The following is a 15,797-nucleotide window of genomic DNA, read 5'->3' as shown; positions in this document are numbered from 1 at the left end:
CGGCCACTCCCATTCACGGTCATGCGTCCATCCACCACGGGTTGCTAAAGTATCCCGGTCACGCCGGCAGGCGTCTTCACCGATTGGGAGCACGCAATGAAAAGACTGATCCTGGCCGCTGCATGTGCCTTCGCGCTGGCCGCCTGCAGCAACCCGGAAGAGGAACGCAAGGCGCAGGAAGCCGCCGCGGCCGCCGTGCAGGCGCAGAAGGAGGCCAAGGCCGAAGACGTGGCCAAGCAGTACGACATGGCCGTGGCCGCGCAGGACTGGGAGCGTGCGCGCCTGCATGGCGCCTCGCTGCTGGACCAGTACAAGGACACTGCCGCCGCCGAGCGCATTGCCGCCGGCTTCGACGAGGTCAAGGCCAAGGGCGATGCCGCGCGCGACCTGCGCCGCATGCAGGCGCTGTGGCAGTACAACGAGATTCCGGTTGGCAGCAAGGGCAAGCAGGTCTCGGCGCAGATCTACAGCAAGGAACGGGTGGATGTGGATGGCAGCGGTGCGAAGCCGGTGCAGCTTGTGTTCCGCGATCACCCGGAATGGAAGCGGCATGCCTACCTGGTGCTGCAGGCCGGCGATTTCCGCTGCCCGCAGTGCACGGTGAAGGTGACCGTGGACGACGGAAAGCCGATTTCCATGGCCGCCTGGCGGCCGAAGACCGATGAAGCCATCGCCATGTTCATCACCGACCAGAAAGCGCTGTGGAAGCTGGCAGCCAAGGGCAAGTCGATCAGCATCGAGTTCCCGGTCAAGGCCGGTGGCACCCGTACCGCGGTGTTCGAGACCGGTGGCGTCGATGCCAGCCGCATGCCAGCGTGGTGGCGATGACCCAGGCGGTACCCGTGGTGGCACCCGCGGCAGTACCGGCGTTGTCGGCAATCCGGCACTGGGTGTTCGACATGGATGGCACGTTGACCGTGGCGATGCATGATTTCGCGCGGATCAAGCGCGAACTGGCGATTCCGGCGCAGGACGACATCCTCACCCACCTGGCCGCTCTGCCCGCTGCAGAGGCCAGTGCCAAGCATGCTTGGCTGCTGGCCCACGAGCGTGAACTGGCCGCGGCCTCCGTGCCGGCGATGGGCGCGGTGGCGCTGGTGCGTGCGCTGCAGGGCGCCGGTTGCCGGCTGGGCATCCTCACCCGCAACGTGCGCAGCCTGGCCCAGGTCACGCTGCAGGCGATCGGGCTGGGCGATGTGTTTGCCGAAGAGGACATCATCGGCCGCGACGAAGCCGAGCCCAAGCCCTCGCCGGACGGCCTGCAGTACTTCCTGCGGCGCTGGCAGGTAGATCCAGCACAGGTGGTGATGGTGGGCGATTACCGCTTCGACCTGGAATGCGGCCGGGCCGCGGGCACGCGCACCCTGCTGGTCAATGCTCCGGACAACCCGTGGCCGGACATGGCCTGCTGGCACCTGGCCGATTGTGCGGCGGTGCTGGAGCATTGGCAGCGCTAGCGGGGCACCCTCTGCGCCCCATGGCGGGCAGGAGGAAAGGGTCCAGATGTCGAAAGCCGTCGAAGTAGACGGTCATCACAGTGTATTGTGCGCGGTCACCGCGCTGGACCTTGTCTGGCGGGATGGCCGGCCGGAGCTGAGGCCGGGGCGGTTGGGGAACCGCTGCCGACGACTGTCGCGGCCTGGTCGGGCGCTGGCGACGGTGTCAGGTAACACGTTGGTCGATGTGGCCCGCTGCCAGGGAGGTGGCAAGGGTCTCCGTTGTTCCATTCCTGGATTTCTTTCATGCCTCGAGCTGTGTTGCTGTCGCTGTGCCGGCGTCTGTGTCCGATCGCCGCCTTCTTCCTGTTTGGCCTGGTGGCCCTGTCGCTGTCGCGGCTGGGGTTGGCGCTGTGGCATGCCGCGCGGGTCAGTGCTGCCGACGGTTGGTCCACGATCTTCCTGCAGGGACTGCGTGTGGACGTGTCCACGCTGTGCCTGCTCTTTGGCATCCCTGCGGTGCTGGCGCTGCTGTTGCCGGTCGAAGGACGGTTGGGCCGCGCCTGGCGGCATGTCCTGCGCGGGTGGCTGATCGTGGCCAGCGTGCTGCTGGTGTTCATGGAGCTGGCTACGCCAAGCTTCATGGCCGAGTACGGCCTGCGGCCCAATCGTTTGTTCCTTGAATATCTGATCTACCCCGAAGAAGTTGGAATGACGCTGCTGCGGGGGCATCTGCTGGCGGTGGTGATCGAAGTGGTCGCCGTGATCGTGCTGTGCTGGGCGCTGCTGCGCGGCTCGCGTCGCTGGGTGGAAATCCGCCCGGCGACCGTGGTCGAAGCCGGGTGGCTGTGGCGATTGCCGCTGGCGGTGCTGGTGCTCCTGCTGGCGGCGATGGGTGTGCGTTCGAGCCTCGGCCATCGGCCGTTGAATCCGGCGCTGGTGGCGTTCTCCACCGACCCCACCATCAACGTGCTGCCACTCAACTCGCTGTACACCGTCGGCTATGCGGCGCGCCAGCTGGCTGCCCGCAGCGAGACCTCGCGCATCTATGGCGAGCTGCCGTTGGGGCAGGTGGTCGACGAGCTTCACGCGACCAGTGGCCTGCCTGCCACGGCGTACGTGTCCGAGGCGCTGCCGAGCCTGGCACTGCGTCCGCCGCTGCACCAGGGCAAGCCGCGCAACCTGGTGATCGTGCTGGAAGAAAGCCTCGGTGCACAGTTCATCGGCAGCCTCGGCGGGCGGCCGCTGTCGCCCAACTTCGACCGCCTGAGCAAGCAGGGCTGGGCGTTCGAGCGCCTGTATGCCACCGGTACGCGTTCGGTGCGCGGGATCGAGGCGGTACTGACAGGGTTCCCACCGACCCCGGCCGAAGCGGTGGTCAAGCTGCCCGCCAGCCGCCAACGCTTCTTCACCCTGGCCGATGTATTGGGCCGGCATGGCTACGACACCGGCTTCTACTACGGCGGTGAAAGCCATTTCGACAACATGCGCGAGTTCTTCCTCGCCAATGGCTTCACCCGCATCGTGGATCGCAAGGACTACCGCACGCCGACGTTCGTCGGATCATGGGGGGCATCGGACGAGGATCTGTTCAACCGCGCCGATGAGCAGTTCCAGCAGTTGAATGCGCAGGGCAAGCCGTTCTTCGGCCTGGTGTTCACCTCCAGCAACCATGATCCGTTCGAGTTCCCGGACGGCCGCATCGAGCTGTACGAGCAGCCCAAGCAGACCCGCGACAATGCCGCCAAGTATGCCGATCACGCGCTGGGAGAATTCTTCCGCAAGGCGATGGCCTCACCGTACTGGGAAAATACCGTGTTCCTGGTGGTGGCCGACCATGACTCGCGCGTGTTCGGCAAGGACATGGTGCCCATCGCCAACTTCCATATCCCGGGCTTGATCCTTGGCGGCGGCATCGAACCGCGGCGGGATACCCGCATCGTCAGCCAGATCGATCTGGCGCCGACGCTGCTGTCGCTGCTGGGCATCGCCGACCCCACGCCGCTGGTAGGCCAGGACCTGACCGACTTGCGGCGGCTGCAACCGGGTCGCGCGCTGATGCAGTACGACCGCAACCTGGCATGGATGGAGGGCAACGACGTCGCCATCCTGCAGCCGGACAAGCCGGCGCAGGGATTCCGCTACGACCCGGTGACCGATCAGCTGCAGCCACACCCACTACGGCCGGAGCTGGCACGGCGCGCACATGCCTATGCCATGTGGGGCACGTTGGCTTACGAGAAAGAGCTGTACCGGTTGCCGGAGAAACCCAAGCCCTGAGCCGGAAGGGCAGGGCGGCGTTGCGGTCCTGAGCCGGCCGCTGGCCGGCAGTGTCGACCAAGGTCGACACCTACCAGACGCATTCCCGATAGCGCGTCGGGTGGAAAGCCCCCTTGTTGTTCAAGGGGGCGCGCCAACGGCGCGGGGATAAGGCGGAATGCGCGGGCAATTCGCTTACGCGTTCAACGCGTAACCGAACTGCTGCTTGAACTGTTCGTTGAACTCTTCGAAGGTGAAGCGCTGGTTCTGGGTGCCCGGGTGCTCCACCTTCAGCGCGCCCATCAGGTTGCCCATGCGGCCGATGGTCAGCCAGTCGTAGCCCTTCTGGATGCCGTAGATCAGGCCGGCGCGGAAGGCGTCGCCACAACCGGTCGGGTCGACCACGCGGCGTTCGTGCGCCGGCGGGATGTCGTAGCTCTTTTCCGGGGTGTGGATGACCGCGCCCTTCGGGCCACGGGTGGTGATGTAGGCCTTGACCCGGCTGACGATCTCCTTCTCGTCCCAACCGGTGCGTTCCTGCAGCAGGTTCGACTCGTAGTCGTTGACCACCACGTAGTCGGCCTGGTCGATGAAGGCGCGCAGCTCCGGTCCGTTGAACAGCGGCATGGCCTGGCCCGGGTCGAAGATGAACGGGATGCCGTCTTCGTGGAATTCCTGCGCGTTCTGGATCATGCCTTCGCGACCGTCCGGGCCGACCAGGCCTAGGGTCACGCCGGGCACGCCACGCACATGGTTCTCGTAGGAACGCATCATCGCGCCCGGATGGAAGGCGGTGATCTGGTTGTTGTCGTGGTCGGTGGTGATGAACGCCTGCGGGGTGAACAGCTCATCGATCACGCGCACGCGGGTCAGGTCGATGCCCAGGCCTTCGAAATACTCGCGGTACGGGCCGAAGTCCGAACCGACGGTGCCCATCGGGATCGGCTGGCCGCCCAGCAGGTGCAGGTTGTAGGCGATGTTGCCGGCGCAGCCACCGAACTCGCGGCGCATGCGCGGCACCAGGAACGACACGTTCAGGATGTGCACCTTGTCCGGCAGGATGTGATTCTTGAACTGGTCCGGGAACACCATGATGGTGTCGAAGGCAAGAGAACCACAGATCAGAGCGGACATCGATGTAAGCCTATGCGGTGAATTTTGGGGTGGGCCGGCCCGGTTCAGCAGGCAAGCAAACGGCGCCCTTGGGCGCCCGACGGCGCAAAGGTTACCCGCTGGTGCCGCTCAGGGCCAGAACCGGGTGATGCCCGATCGGGCCGAAAGCCTGTCAAGGCGCGGGTTCAGCTAGTTTTTTCCTTGCTCGGCGGCAGGCGGGTTGCTAGGCTTGTCGGCCTCGATTTCTGCCCATTTTTTCGCCATCCCGCGGCGGGCACGACACCCCTCAGGACTCCTTCCTCAGATGTTCAAGAAACTCCGTGGCATGTTCTCCAACGACCTGTCCATCGACCTGGGCACGGCCAACACCCTCATCTACGTGCGCGGGCAGGGGATCGTGCTGAACGAGCCGTCGGTGGTCGCAGTGCGTCAGGATCGCGCCATCGGTGGTACCCGCTCGGTGGCAGCCGTCGGCGCCGAGGCCAAGCAGATGCTGGGCCGTACCCCGGGCCACATCACCACCATCCGCCCGATGAAGGACGGCGTTATCGCCGATTTCACCTACACCGAGGCGATGCTCAAGCACTTCATCAAGAAGGTGCACAAGTCGCGCGTGCTGCGCCCGAGCCCGCGCGTGCTGGTCTGCGTGCCGGCCGGCTCGACCCAGGTCGAGCGCCGTGCGATCAAGGAATCGGCCGAGGAAGCCGGCGCCCGTGACGTGTTCCTGATCGAAGAGCCGATGGCCGCCGCGATCGGCGCCGGCATGCCGGTCACCGAGGCCCGTGGCTCGATGGTCATCGACATCGGCGGCGGTACCACCGAAGTGGCGGTGATCTCGCTCAACGGCATCGTCTACTCGGCCTCGGTCCGTATCGGCGGCGACCGCTTCGACGAGTCGATCACCAACTACGTGCGCCGCAACCACGGCATGCTGATCGGTGAAGCCACCGCCGAACGCATCAAGGTCGAACTGGGCTGCGCCTATCCGCAGGCGGAAGTGATCGAGATGGAAATTTCCGGCCGCAACCTCGCCGAGGGCGTGCCGAAGATGATCAAGATCAGCTCCAATGAAGTGCTCGAGGCCCTGCACGAGCCCCTGTCGGGCATCGTCAGCGCGGTCAAGCTGGCGCTGGAGCAGACCCCGCCGGAACTGTGCGCCGACGTCGCCGAGCGCGGCATCGTGCTGACCGGTGGTGGTGCCCTGCTGCGTGACCTGGACCGCCTGATCTCCGAGGAAACCGGCCTGCACGTGCAGGTGGCCGATGACCCGCTGACCTGCGTGGCCCGCGGTGGTGGCCGTGCACTGGAGCTGGTCGACATGCACGGCAACGAGTTCTTTGCGCCGGAGTAAGCCGACCCGGCTGCCTGCGCCCGCAGCGCCCCTCCGGGGTGCGGCCCGCCATCATGGCGGGTCGGCACCGGCGGGGCGTCCGCGTGTTTCCCCTCCGCCTTCTGCCAGTTGAATCGTTGCCGTGCCGCCCTACGCCGGACCTCCCGTCGCTTCCCGATCCGGTGATGCCGCCAGCCCGCTGCGGCTGCTGGCTTACCTCGCACTGGCCATCACCCTGATCGTGCTTGACGACCAGGCCGGCTGGCTGGCGCGCCTGCGCGGGCAGGCCAACAGCCTGGTGCAGCCGGTGTGGGCACTGGCCGGCCTGCCAGGCAAGCTCGGCAACCAGGTCAAGGATTCTGCGGCCAGCCACAGCCAGCTGGTGACCGAGAACCGCGAACTGCGCAACCAGCTGCTGCTGGCCAACGCTCGCCTGACCCGGCTGCAGACCGCCGCGCTGGACAACGCACAGCTGCGCGAGCTGCTGAACGTGGCCGAGCGCAGTGGCCTGGACGTGCAGCTGGCGCCGATCCTGGACATCGACCTGGACCCGGTGAAGCAGCGCCTGGTGCTGGATGCCGGCAGCCGCGAGGGCGTGCACGTCGGCCAGGCAGTGATCGATGTCGGCGGTCTGATGGGCCAGGTGATCAGCGTCACCGGGAGCACCTCCACGGTACTGCTGCTGACCGACCCTGACCACGCGGTGCCGGTCACCGTGGCCCGCAACGGCGTGCGCCTGATCGTCTATGGCCGCGGTGACAAACTGGAACTGCGCGACATCCCGCTCAGCGCCGGCGTGGAAGTGGGCGACGAGATCGTCACCTCCGGCCTCGGCGGTCGATTCCCGGCGGGCTTCCCGGTCGGCACCATCACCGGCCTGCGCCCGGACGACACCCATGCCTTCCTGGTCGGCGAACTGAAGCCGGCGGCCCAGCTCGACCGTGGCCGCGACGTGCTGCTGCTGCGCCCGGGTGCGGCGATCCGCATTCCGCCGGAACTGCGCCTGCAGCTGGAAGAGACCGCCCCGGGTGGCCCGGCCGCGGGCGGAACTGTGCCGGCGGCAACCGCACCGGCCACAGCCACGCCGACACCCGCACCTGCAACGCCCGCACCGGCTGTGGGCCGGTCGCCGGCTCCGTCTGCGACGCCGACGGTGGCCCCGGCATCGTCGCTTGATCCTGCTGCTCCGGTAGTGCCGGCCGCTGGCCGGCAACCGCAACCCACCCAGCCGCAGCCGGAGGCCCAGCGATGAGCCGCCTGCGCGACAACCCCTGGGTGCTTCCGGCCAGCCTGGTAGTGGCCCTGCTGCTCGGCCTGTTGCCGTTGCCGACACTGCTGCAGCCGCTGCGCCCGTACTGGCTGGCGCTGGTGCTGGCCTACTGGGTGATCGAAGCGCCCGAGCGTGTCGGCCTGGGCATTGCCTTCGCCAGTGGCGTCATCGCCGATCTGCTGTACGGCGGCGTGCTGGGAGAACAGGCGCTGCGGCTGGTGATGCTGGCCTTCATCCTGCAGCGCTTCCGTGCCCGCATCCGCTTCTTCCCGATGTCGCAGCAGATGCTGGCCATCGGCGGCCTGCTGTTCAACGACCGCATCGTCAGTGCGCTGGTCCACATCCTGGTGGGTGAGCCGACCCTGCCGTGGTCGTACTGGTGGGCGCCGTTGCTGGGCATGGGCCTGTGGCCGCTGGTGTTCGTGCTGCTGGACGCGGTGCGCTTCGGCAAGCGCGGGCGCTGAGCCATGATCCCGCGCCGCCAGGTCAAGAATCCGCACGCCGAAGCCGAGCAGTTCCGCCGTCGCGCGGCGCTGGGTTTTCTCGGCGTGCTGGTCTGCCTGCTGGGCCTGGGCGGCTGGTATTTCAAGCTGCAGGTGCTGGACCACGACGTCTACGCCACCCGCTCGGAAGCCAACCGCATCAAGCCGCGGCCGGTGGTGCCCGGGCGCGGGATGATCTACGACCGCAACGGCCGCCTGCTGGCGGAGAACGTGCCAGCCTTCCGCCTGGACGTGACCCCGGACAAGGTCAAGGACATGGATGCCACCCTGGAAGGGCTGGCGAAGATCATCAGCATCAGCCCAGAAGAGCTGGAAGCGTTCGACAAGTCGCGCAAGGCGCGCCGCAAGTTCCTGCCGGTCACGCTGAAGCTGCGCATGAGCGACGAGGAGATGGCGCGCTTCGCGGTCGATCGCTGGCGTTTCCCCGGCGTCGAGCTGGAACCCTATCTGACCCGGCGCTACCCGTACGGTGACCTGTTCGCGCACATCATCGGCTACGTCGGCCGCGTCGATGAAAAGGATCTGGAGATCCTCGGCGAGGGCAATGCAGCCCTGACCCACATCGGCAAGTCCGGGCTGGAGCGCTATTACGAGCAGCAGTTGCGCGGCAAGGTCGGCTACGAACAGGTCGAGACCAACGTACAGGGCCGTGCGATCCGTACGATCGGCCGCGTCGCCGCGCAGTCCGGCGCCGACCTGCGGTTGTCGATCGATGCCGACCTGCAGCGCGCAATGGTGGCCGCCTTCGGCGAACAGGAAGGCTCGGCCGTGGCGATGGACCCGCGCACCGGAGAGGTGCTGGCAATGGTCAGCCTGCCGTCCTACGACCCCAACCTGTTCGTCAACGGTATTTCCCATGCCGACTTCAAGGCGCTGAACGACAACCCGTCGCGGCCGCAGTTCAACCGCCTGGTGCTCGGTGGCGTCGCGCCCGGTTCCACGCTGAAGCCGCTGATCGGGCTGGCCGGCCTCGATTCGGGCGTGCGCCGGCCGGAAGACAAAGTGCTTTCCACCGGCATGTTCTACCTGCCCGGCACCTCGCGTGGCTGGGGTGACTCGCATCGCGGCGGCCATGGCTGGACCGACCTGCGCAAATCCATCGCGCAGTCGGTCAACACCTACTACTACAAGCTCGCGCTGGACCTGGGCATCGAGCGCTTCGACCATTACATGGAGTACTACGGCTTCGGCCAGCCGACCGGCATCGACCTGACCGGCGAGATCGGCGGCATCCTGCCGTCGCCGGCCTACAAGCGGAAGAGCCGCAAGGAAGCCTGGTACCCCGGCGACACGGTCAACATCAGCATCGGCCAGGGCGACTGGAAGGTCACTCCGCTGCAGCTGGCGCGGGGTGTCAGTGGGCTGGCCAACGGGCAGCTGCGCACGCCGCACCTGGTGATCCAGCAACGTGCAGGTTTCGACCATGACTGGATGGCCACCGACCCGGGCGAGAGCAAGCCGGTCAGCCCGAACCCGAACAACCTGCAGGCGGTGCGCGAAGGCATGATGGCCACCATGCTGCCAGGCGGCAGCGCTGCGCGGATGGCGGCCGGCGCACCCTATACGATGGCAGGCAAGACCGGTACCGCGCAGGTCGTCAGCCGCAAGGGCACCGCCGCAGTGAACCCGAAGAGTCTGCCGATGCACCTGCGCCACCGCGCGCTGTTCGTCGGTTTCGCGCCGGTCGATCAGCCGGTGATCGCGCTGGCGATCGCGGTGGAAGGTGGGGGTTACGGCGGTGCGGCCGCCGCACCGATTGCACGCAAGGTGTTTGATGCCTACCTGCTGGGCAAGATGCCTGAAGGCATGCAGCCGCTGGACAGCGAGCGCGGTACCACCGCCATCGGCGCCACCGCGTTCGACAACGAAGACGTGGGGGCGCGTCAGGCGGGCGACCTCGCCGCCGGACAGATGGGTGAGCACCCGGTGCTGGTCGGCGTGCCTGCGCCGGAACCGGTACCTGCACCACAGCCGGGTACGCCGGCTGCCGCCGCACTGCCGGTCACACCACGCCCGACCGCCGCGGAGCCCGCGCGATGAAAGTATTCCTGCGCTGGGCCGGCGACATGCTGCGCCGCTTCTTCAGCACGCTGGACTGGGTGCTGTGCCTGGCGCTGGGCGCGTTGATGGTGATCGGTCTGGCGACACTCAAGAGCGCAGGCGGCGACAGCCTGGTGATGGCCCAGGGCGCGCGTTTCGCGGTGGGCATGGCCGCGCTGTGGGGCATCTCGCGGGTGCCGATCCTGCGCATCCGCTCGGCCACGCCGATGATCTATGCGATCTCGATGATTCCGCTGCTGGCAGTGTTCGTGCTTGGCACCGGCAAGTACGGTCGGCAGTGGCTGGACCTGAAATTCTTCTACCTGCAGCCGGCCGAACTGCTGAAGGTCAGCCTGCCGATGATGGTGGCCTGGTACCTGCACAAGATGCCGCTGCCGCCGCGCTTCAACACGGTGCTGGTTGCCCTGGTCATCATTGGTGTGCCGACCGGCCTGGTGATGCTGCAGCCCGACTTCGGCACCGGCGTGCTGATCGCTGCCAGTGGCGTGTTCGTGCTGCTGCTGGCCGGCTTGCCGTGGTGGTGGGTTGGCCTGGGCGTGGGTGGCGTGGCAGCGGTCGCACCGGTGGCCTGGTTCTGGCTGCTGCGGCCCTACCAGAAGGACCGCATCATGATGTTCCTGGATCCGGAGATGGATGCACTGGGCGCAGGCTGGAACATCATCCAGTCGAAGATCGCGATCGGCTCCGGCGGCTTCGATGGCAAGGGCTGGGGCGAAGGCTCGCAGTCGCACCTCAACTTCATTCCCGAGCAGACCACCGACTTCGCGTTCTCGGTACTGAGCGAGGAATTCGGCTGGATCGGCGTGGCCACCGTGCTGGCGCTGTACCTGGTGGTGATCGGTCGCTGCCTGTGGATTGCCAGCCAGTCACGCGACTCCTATTCGCGCCTGCTGGCCGGTGCCACTGGGCTGGCGTTCTTCGTCTACGTGCTGGTCAACGGCGGGATGATTTCCGGCCTGCTGCCGGTGGTGGGCGTGCCAATGCCGCTGATCAGCTACGGCGGCACCTCGGCGGTTTCGCTGCTGGCCGGCTTCGGGCTGGTGATGGCCGTGCGCAGTCACAACCCGGTGCACGGCGGCTACGGTTGAGTCCGGCTGTGGGGTCAGATCCCTTTTTCCACAGGAAAAAGGGATCTGACCCCACAGCTCGGAAGCAGTCGAGCATGGCTCGACGCTACAAACGCAGAAGCACCATGACAGCTTCACGCAAGCGCCCGTTGATACCGTGGCCGCGTGGAATGGAAACGTATGCTTGGCGGCTGCCGTGAGGCGGTGCGCACGATCGATCTGCCGTTGCTGGTCGCGCTGTTGATCCTGATGGCCGCCGGCCTGGCGGTGCTTCACAGCGTGTCCGGACCAGTGGCCGGGCAGGCGGCGCGCTTTGCCGGTGGTCTGTTGGCAATGTGGCTGCTGTCGCGTGTCTCGCTGCTGCGTCTGCGCGCATGGACGCCTGCGTTGTATGCACTGTCGATGCTGCCGCTGATGGCGGTGTATGTGATCGGCACCGGCAAGTACGGGCAGCGCTGGCTCAACCTGGGCGTGTTCTACCTGCAGCCGTCCGAACTGCTCAAGCTCAGCCTGCCGTTGATGATGGCCTGGTACCTGCATCGGCAGCCGTTGCCGCCGTCGCCACGCACGGTACTCACCGCAGTGGTGCTGATTGGCGTGCCAGCGGTTCTGATCCTGATGCAGCCCAACCTCGGCACCGCCACGCTGGTGACCGCCAGCGGCGTATTTGCGTTGTTGCTGGCCGGCCTGCACTGGGGCTGGGTGGCCACGGGTGCGGCGGGCCTGGCGATGGCCGCGCCACTGGCGTGGTTCGGACTGCTGCGGCAGTACCAGAAGGATCGCGTGCTGACCTTCCTTGACCCGGCGGCGGACCCGCTCGGCACCGGCTGGAACATCCTGCAGTCTCGCATCGCCATCGGCTCCGGAGGCTGGCAGGGCCGTGGCTGGGGGCAGGGTACGCAGGCGACACTGGATTTCCTGCCCGAGTACACGACCGACTTCGCATTTTCAGTGCTCGCCGAGGAGTTCGGTTGGATCGGCGTGGCGACAGTGTTCGCACTCTACCTATTTGTGGTCGGGCGCTGCCTGTGGATCGCGGTGCAGGCGCGCGACACCCATGCACGGTTGCTGGCCGGCAGCCTGGGGCTGGCGTTCTTCGTCTACGTACTGGTGAACGGTGGAATGATTTCCGGCCTGCTGCCGGTGGTGGGCATTCCGATGCCGTTGATCAGCTACGGCGGGACATCGGCGGTCTCGCTGCTGGCCGGTATCGGATTGGTGATGGCGGTACGTGGGCACCGGCCCGTGCACGGGGGATAGGGTTTCCAGCCAACGGCGCAGCCCCTCGTGGGTGGTCGCGTAACGCGGGTCATGTGTGGGGCGGGCGCGGTGGGTTCGCGGGACACGCCGTGAACCCGTCCTTGGGGGCTCGATGGCGCCATCCATGGCGCCAACGGTCCCGCGAACCCACCGCGCCCGCCCTCTGACAGTTTTCGGGCGCGTCCACCCACGGAGAAGAAAAAGAAGATCAAAAGCAAAAGCGGCCTGGCGGATCGCTTCATTGCCTTGTGTAGAGCCGAAGGCACCGGCAGGAGCCGCTGCCAACATCGCCCACGGCGACGGCCCGAAGGGTGCCGGTCAGGACGACCGGCATAGCCATGCTCGGCTCACGAGCAAGCGCAGCGCGCGACCCGCTTTTGATCTTCTCTTTCTTCTCCGTGGGTGGCAGACCTCCGAAATCTGTCAGAGGGCGGTCGGGTTGGGTACGCGGGGGTGTCAGCCGCATGGATGCGGCTGCCAAGCCTCCAGGGACGGATTCACGGCGTCCCCCGCGCACCCAGCCCGACCGGCCCACCCACGGCTTCTGCTTTCCACGACCAACCAGACACCACCCACGAGGGGCTGCGCCGTTGGATGGAAACTTCCTGACTCTGCGCAACGCCCGTTGTGGAAGCGTTCTCACGACGATGCACGGCAGCACGCCCGCCGACCAAAGTCCGTAAAAAACGTTATCTGGTTCACACTTTTACAGCGCGTTGATCCTGATCAATGGACTTGTCGTAATCGGCCTGCACAATGGCGGCCCGTTCGGCACGGCGCGCCGTCAATCGTTGCAGCGCGAGGGGGCGTCGGGCGGGAAGCAGTACTGGTCCAACGGGTACAGGGAGCGCGGGGTACTGCCACTGGGGAGCGGCAGCCGCGCAGGTACCGACCGGATCCGGTCGCCGGTTGCGTCTGCGGGGATGGGGACGCAACCGGCAACCTCTATCTGAATGGGGAAGCGGGATCACGAGGTCTTCACATTTCCCGCTGCTCGCAGGCAAATCGTTGTGATTCATGGTGTTAGGGGTTTTAATTCATCCATGACCTGCTAACCTGCGACGATGATTCGACGCACTCTGGCCTGCATGCTCACCCTCGGCCTGGTCGCCTGCGCGACCCAGCCGAAGTCCCCACCGTCTTCGCCCCAGGCCAGCAGTACGCCGCGCCAACCTGCCGCCAAGGCCCATGGCCCGGCCGAGGCCGCGCCTGAAGCCACCGCTGCCACCGCGCCGCCGGTCGACCTCACCCCGGTCCCGTTCGAGACTGCGCGGGCACGGTTCATTGCCGATACCGCCAAGCGCTACGGCCTGAAGCCGGAGCAGATCAGCAGCGTGCTCGACCAGGCGCAGGTGCGCCAGCCGATCATCGCCGCCATGTCGCGCCCGGCCGAACGGGTCAAGCCGTGGAACGAATACCGGCCGATGTTCATCAGCAAGGCACGCATCGATGGCGGCCGCGCGTTCCTGGCCCAGCACCGTGCCGAACTGGATCGCGTGCAGCAGCGCACCGGGGTGCCGGCTGAAGTGATCGTGGCGATCATCGGCGTGGAAACCAGTTACGGCAAGAACGCCGGCAGCCATCGCGTACTCGATGCGCTGTACACGCTGGCGTTCTATTACCCGCGCAGTGGCGACCCGGCCAAGCTGGAGCGCGAAGTGCGCCGCGAACTGTTCTTCCGCGATGAGCTGGCCAAGCTGTTCGAGCTGGGCCGCGAAGAAAACCTGGACATCACTACGCTCAAGGGCAGCTATGCCGGTGCGATGGGCATGGGCCAGTTCATGCCGTCCAGCTATCTGGATTACGCCGTTGACGGCAACGGCGATGGTCGCCGCGACCTGTTCACCAGCTATGACGACGTGTTCTCGTCCATCGCCAATTACTTCGTGAAGAAGGGCGGCTGGGTACGTGGTGGCCAGGTCGCCGTGCCAGCAACGCTGGCTGCTGGCCGCGAGGAATTCAACCCGACCGAGTGGATGCCCACCTGGTCGCTGGCCGATCTGGCGCAGCGCGGCTACCAGCCGAACGCAGCGGTACAGCCGGGCGCCACCGCTACCCCGATCACCCTTGAAGGCAGCGCCGGCAAGCAGTACTGGCTGGGCTTCCAGAACTACTACGCGATCACCCGCTACAACCTCTCGAAGATGTACGCGATGGCCGTGTTCCAGTTGTCCCAGGCCATCGCCGGACAGGAGCTGCCCCCGGCATGAACATCAGATGGCTGGTCCCAGGCTTGATCGTCCTCGCGCTGGCTGCCTGCAGCAGCGCGCCGAAGAAGCCGGCCACGGCCGGCCATGGCGGCAAGTCCGGCGGTACGCTGGTGCAGGGCCGTGGCTCACGCCCGGCGCATTGCCCGGAGGGCTCGCCGTATGCGGCCGCCAAGGAAGACCTCAATACCCGCGGCAACTACACTGCCGGTGGCCTGTACAAGCCGGGCGTGCGTGACAGCACGCCAGACTACATTCCCAACGTGGCCTGCATCCCCGAGCCGGAAGTAACCGCGGAAGAACGCTCGGCGATCGGCAACAAGACCCCGTACGTGGTGCTGGGCAAGTCCTACAAGGTGCTCGACGACACCCGCAACTATGTCGAGCGCGGTACCGCGTCGTACTACGGTGCCAAGTTCCATGGCCGCCTGACCTCCAACCGCGAGGTCTACGACATGTACCAGTTCACCGCCGCGCACAAGACGCTGCCGCTGCCCAGCTTCGCCCGCGTGACAAACCTGGACAACGGCGAATCGGTGATCGTGCGCGTCAATGACCGTGGCCCGTTCCACGACGGCCGCGTGGTCGATCTCAGCTATGCGGCCGCCGTGCGCCTGGGCATTACCCAGCGCGGCACCGGCAACGTCGAAGTGCGCGCGCTGCAGCCGGGTGAAAGCAACCTGATGGCGCAGAAGCCGTCTCGTCGCGAACGCCGGGCTGCGGAAGCCGCCGCTGCGGCAACTGCGGTGGCCAGTGCGCGGCCGGTACCGGCCGCACGTGCCGCCGCCGACAGTGACATCGATCGCCTGGTCAAGGGCCTTCCTGCCGAGGGCATGCCGGCGCGCGGCCAGCCGGCCACCACCCAGGGCGTGGCCAGCACCGTGCCGGACGTGGCGGTCAGCAGCCTGCCGCCGAGTGCGCCGCCGGTACGCGGCACCGCGCCGGCACAGGCGGTCGTTGCCAGCACCACGCCGCGCGCTGTTGCGCCGGCGCCGGTCCGCACCACGCCAGCGGCACCCAGCCTGTCGCAGCAGGTAGTGGGCGCGGTGATGGTGCAGGTCGCCAGTTTCTCAAGCCGCGACAACGCCAACCGCGCGATGGGCCAGCTCAACGCCGCCGGTATCGTCGGCGCGACCATCAGCGACATCGCTGCCGGTGGCCGCACCCTGTTCCGCCTGCGCGTTCCCGCCAGCGACCATGCCAGTGCCGCGGAACTTGCCGGCCGCATCGCCGGTCTGGGCCTGGGTTCGCCGCAGATCGTCAAGGATTGATCCGCCCGGGCCGGTGCTGC

At 66.9% G+C, this 15,797-nt stretch carries 12 protein-coding genes; 11 read left to right on the top strand and 1 reads right to left on the bottom strand.

Annotated features, from left to right (window positions below):
• Positions 1-96 precede the first annotated feature (96 nt).
• From V9K93_RS05980 to V9K93_RS05970, 3 genes are all read left to right on the top strand, one after another.
• Positions 97-828 (top strand): hypothetical protein, encoded by a 732-nt coding sequence (locus tag V9K93_RS05980; protein WP_337302204.1) that lies wholly within the window; start codon positions 97-99, stop codon positions 826-828.
• Positions 825-1,457: an HAD family hydrolase gene (locus V9K93_RS05975; protein ID WP_136639058.1), complete on the top strand. Its 633-nt coding sequence runs from the start codon at positions 825-827 to the stop codon at positions 1,455-1,457. Before V9K93_RS05980 ends, V9K93_RS05975 begins: the two co-directional genes overlap by 4 nt.
• A gap of 285 nt (positions 1,458-1,742) precedes the next feature.
• Positions 1,743-3,716: an LTA synthase family protein gene (locus tag V9K93_RS05970; protein ID WP_046985020.1), complete on the top strand. Its 1,974-nt coding sequence runs from the start codon at positions 1,743-1,745 to the stop codon at positions 3,714-3,716.
• Between the two features lie 174 nt (positions 3,717-3,890).
• Here V9K93_RS05970 and V9K93_RS05965 read toward each other — a convergent pair whose 3' ends face one another.
• Entirely contained in the window at positions 3,891-4,829 is a 939-nt protein-coding gene (locus V9K93_RS05965) for a carbohydrate kinase family protein (protein ID WP_006392776.1), read from the bottom strand.
• Between the two features lie 283 nt (positions 4,830-5,112).
• On the opposite strand from V9K93_RS05965, the gene V9K93_RS05960 reads away from it, so the two are divergent.
• From V9K93_RS05960 to V9K93_RS05925, 8 genes are all read left to right on the top strand, one after another.
• The gene (locus V9K93_RS05960) at positions 5,113-6,159 is read left to right on the top strand and encodes a rod shape-determining protein (RefSeq protein ID WP_005419402.1); all 1,047 of its coding nucleotides are present in this window, start codon (positions 5,113-5,115) and stop codon (positions 6,157-6,159) included.
• A 121-nt stretch (positions 6,160-6,280) separates the two neighbouring features.
• Positions 6,281-7,390, top strand: coding sequence for a rod shape-determining protein MreC (gene mreC / locus V9K93_RS05955; RefSeq protein ID WP_136639026.1), 1,110 nt, complete (start codon positions 6,281-6,283; stop codon positions 7,388-7,390).
• Entirely contained in the window at positions 7,387-7,872 is a 486-nt protein-coding gene (gene mreD / locus V9K93_RS05950; RefSeq protein WP_046985023.1) for a rod shape-determining protein MreD, read from the top strand. Before mreC ends, mreD begins: the two co-directional genes overlap by 4 nt.
• Before the next feature lie 3 nt (positions 7,873-7,875).
• A complete protein-coding gene (gene mrdA / locus V9K93_RS05945) occupies positions 7,876-9,951 on the top strand; it encodes a penicillin-binding protein 2 (RefSeq protein ID WP_136639025.1) in 2,076 nt (691 codons plus the stop codon).
• Positions 9,948-11,060: a rod shape-determining protein RodA gene (gene rodA / locus V9K93_RS05940; RefSeq protein ID WP_046985025.1), complete on the top strand. Its 1,113-nt coding sequence runs from the start codon at positions 9,948-9,950 to the stop codon at positions 11,058-11,060. The genes mrdA and rodA (V9K93_RS05940) overlap by 4 nt, the downstream gene beginning before the upstream one ends.
• 159 nt (positions 11,061-11,219) lie before the next feature.
• Positions 11,220-12,299: a rod shape-determining protein RodA gene (gene rodA, locus V9K93_RS05935; protein WP_337302401.1), complete on the top strand. Its 1,080-nt coding sequence runs from the start codon at positions 11,220-11,222 to the stop codon at positions 12,297-12,299.
• A 1,064-nt stretch (positions 12,300-13,363) separates the two neighbouring features.
• The gene (mltB, locus tag V9K93_RS05930; protein WP_046985795.1) at positions 13,364-14,509 is read left to right on the top strand and encodes a lytic murein transglycosylase B; all 1,146 of its coding nucleotides are present in this window, start codon (positions 13,364-13,366) and stop codon (positions 14,507-14,509) included.
• A complete protein-coding gene (locus V9K93_RS05925; RefSeq protein WP_253078328.1) occupies positions 14,506-15,777 on the top strand; it encodes a septal ring lytic transglycosylase RlpA family protein in 1,272 nt (423 codons plus the stop codon). The genes mltB and V9K93_RS05925 overlap by 4 nt, the downstream gene beginning before the upstream one ends.
• Positions 15,778-15,797: the final 20 nt, after the last annotated feature.

Source organism: Stenotrophomonas sp. CCNWLW162 (assembly GCF_037203745.1).
In the GTDB taxonomy this organism is placed as follows: Bacteria; Pseudomonadota; Gammaproteobacteria; order Xanthomonadales; family Xanthomonadaceae; genus Stenotrophomonas; species Stenotrophomonas maltophilia_AQ.
Note: the sequence above shows the minus strand (reverse complement) of the source record. Positions and strands in the feature narration are given on the sequence as shown.

Coding starts and splice junctions, on each gene's coding strand:
- V9K93_RS05980 (WP_337302204.1), top strand. CDS start 97: ATGAAAAGACTGATCCTGGCCGCTGCATGTGCCTTCGCGCTGGCCGCC.
- V9K93_RS05975 (WP_136639058.1), top strand. CDS start 825: ATGACCCAGGCGGTACCCGTGGTGGCACCCGCGGCAGTACCGGCGTTG.
- V9K93_RS05970 (WP_046985020.1), top strand. CDS start 1,743: ATGCCTCGAGCTGTGTTGCTGTCGCTGTGCCGGCGTCTGTGTCCGATC.
- V9K93_RS05965 (WP_006392776.1), bottom strand. CDS start 4,829: ATGTCCGCTCTGATCTGTGGTTCTCTTGCCTTCGACACCATCATGGTG.
- V9K93_RS05960 (WP_005419402.1), top strand. CDS start 5,113: ATGTTCAAGAAACTCCGTGGCATGTTCTCCAACGACCTGTCCATCGAC.
- mreD (WP_046985023.1), top strand. CDS start 7,387: ATGAGCCGCCTGCGCGACAACCCCTGGGTGCTTCCGGCCAGCCTGGTA.
- mrdA (WP_136639025.1), top strand. CDS start 7,876: ATGATCCCGCGCCGCCAGGTCAAGAATCCGCACGCCGAAGCCGAGCAG.
- rodA (WP_046985025.1), top strand. CDS start 9,948: ATGAAAGTATTCCTGCGCTGGGCCGGCGACATGCTGCGCCGCTTCTTC.
- rodA (WP_337302401.1), top strand. CDS start 11,220: ATGCTTGGCGGCTGCCGTGAGGCGGTGCGCACGATCGATCTGCCGTTG.
- mltB (WP_046985795.1), top strand. CDS start 13,364: ATGATTCGACGCACTCTGGCCTGCATGCTCACCCTCGGCCTGGTCGCC.
- V9K93_RS05925 (WP_253078328.1), top strand. CDS start 14,506: ATGAACATCAGATGGCTGGTCCCAGGCTTGATCGTCCTCGCGCTGGCT.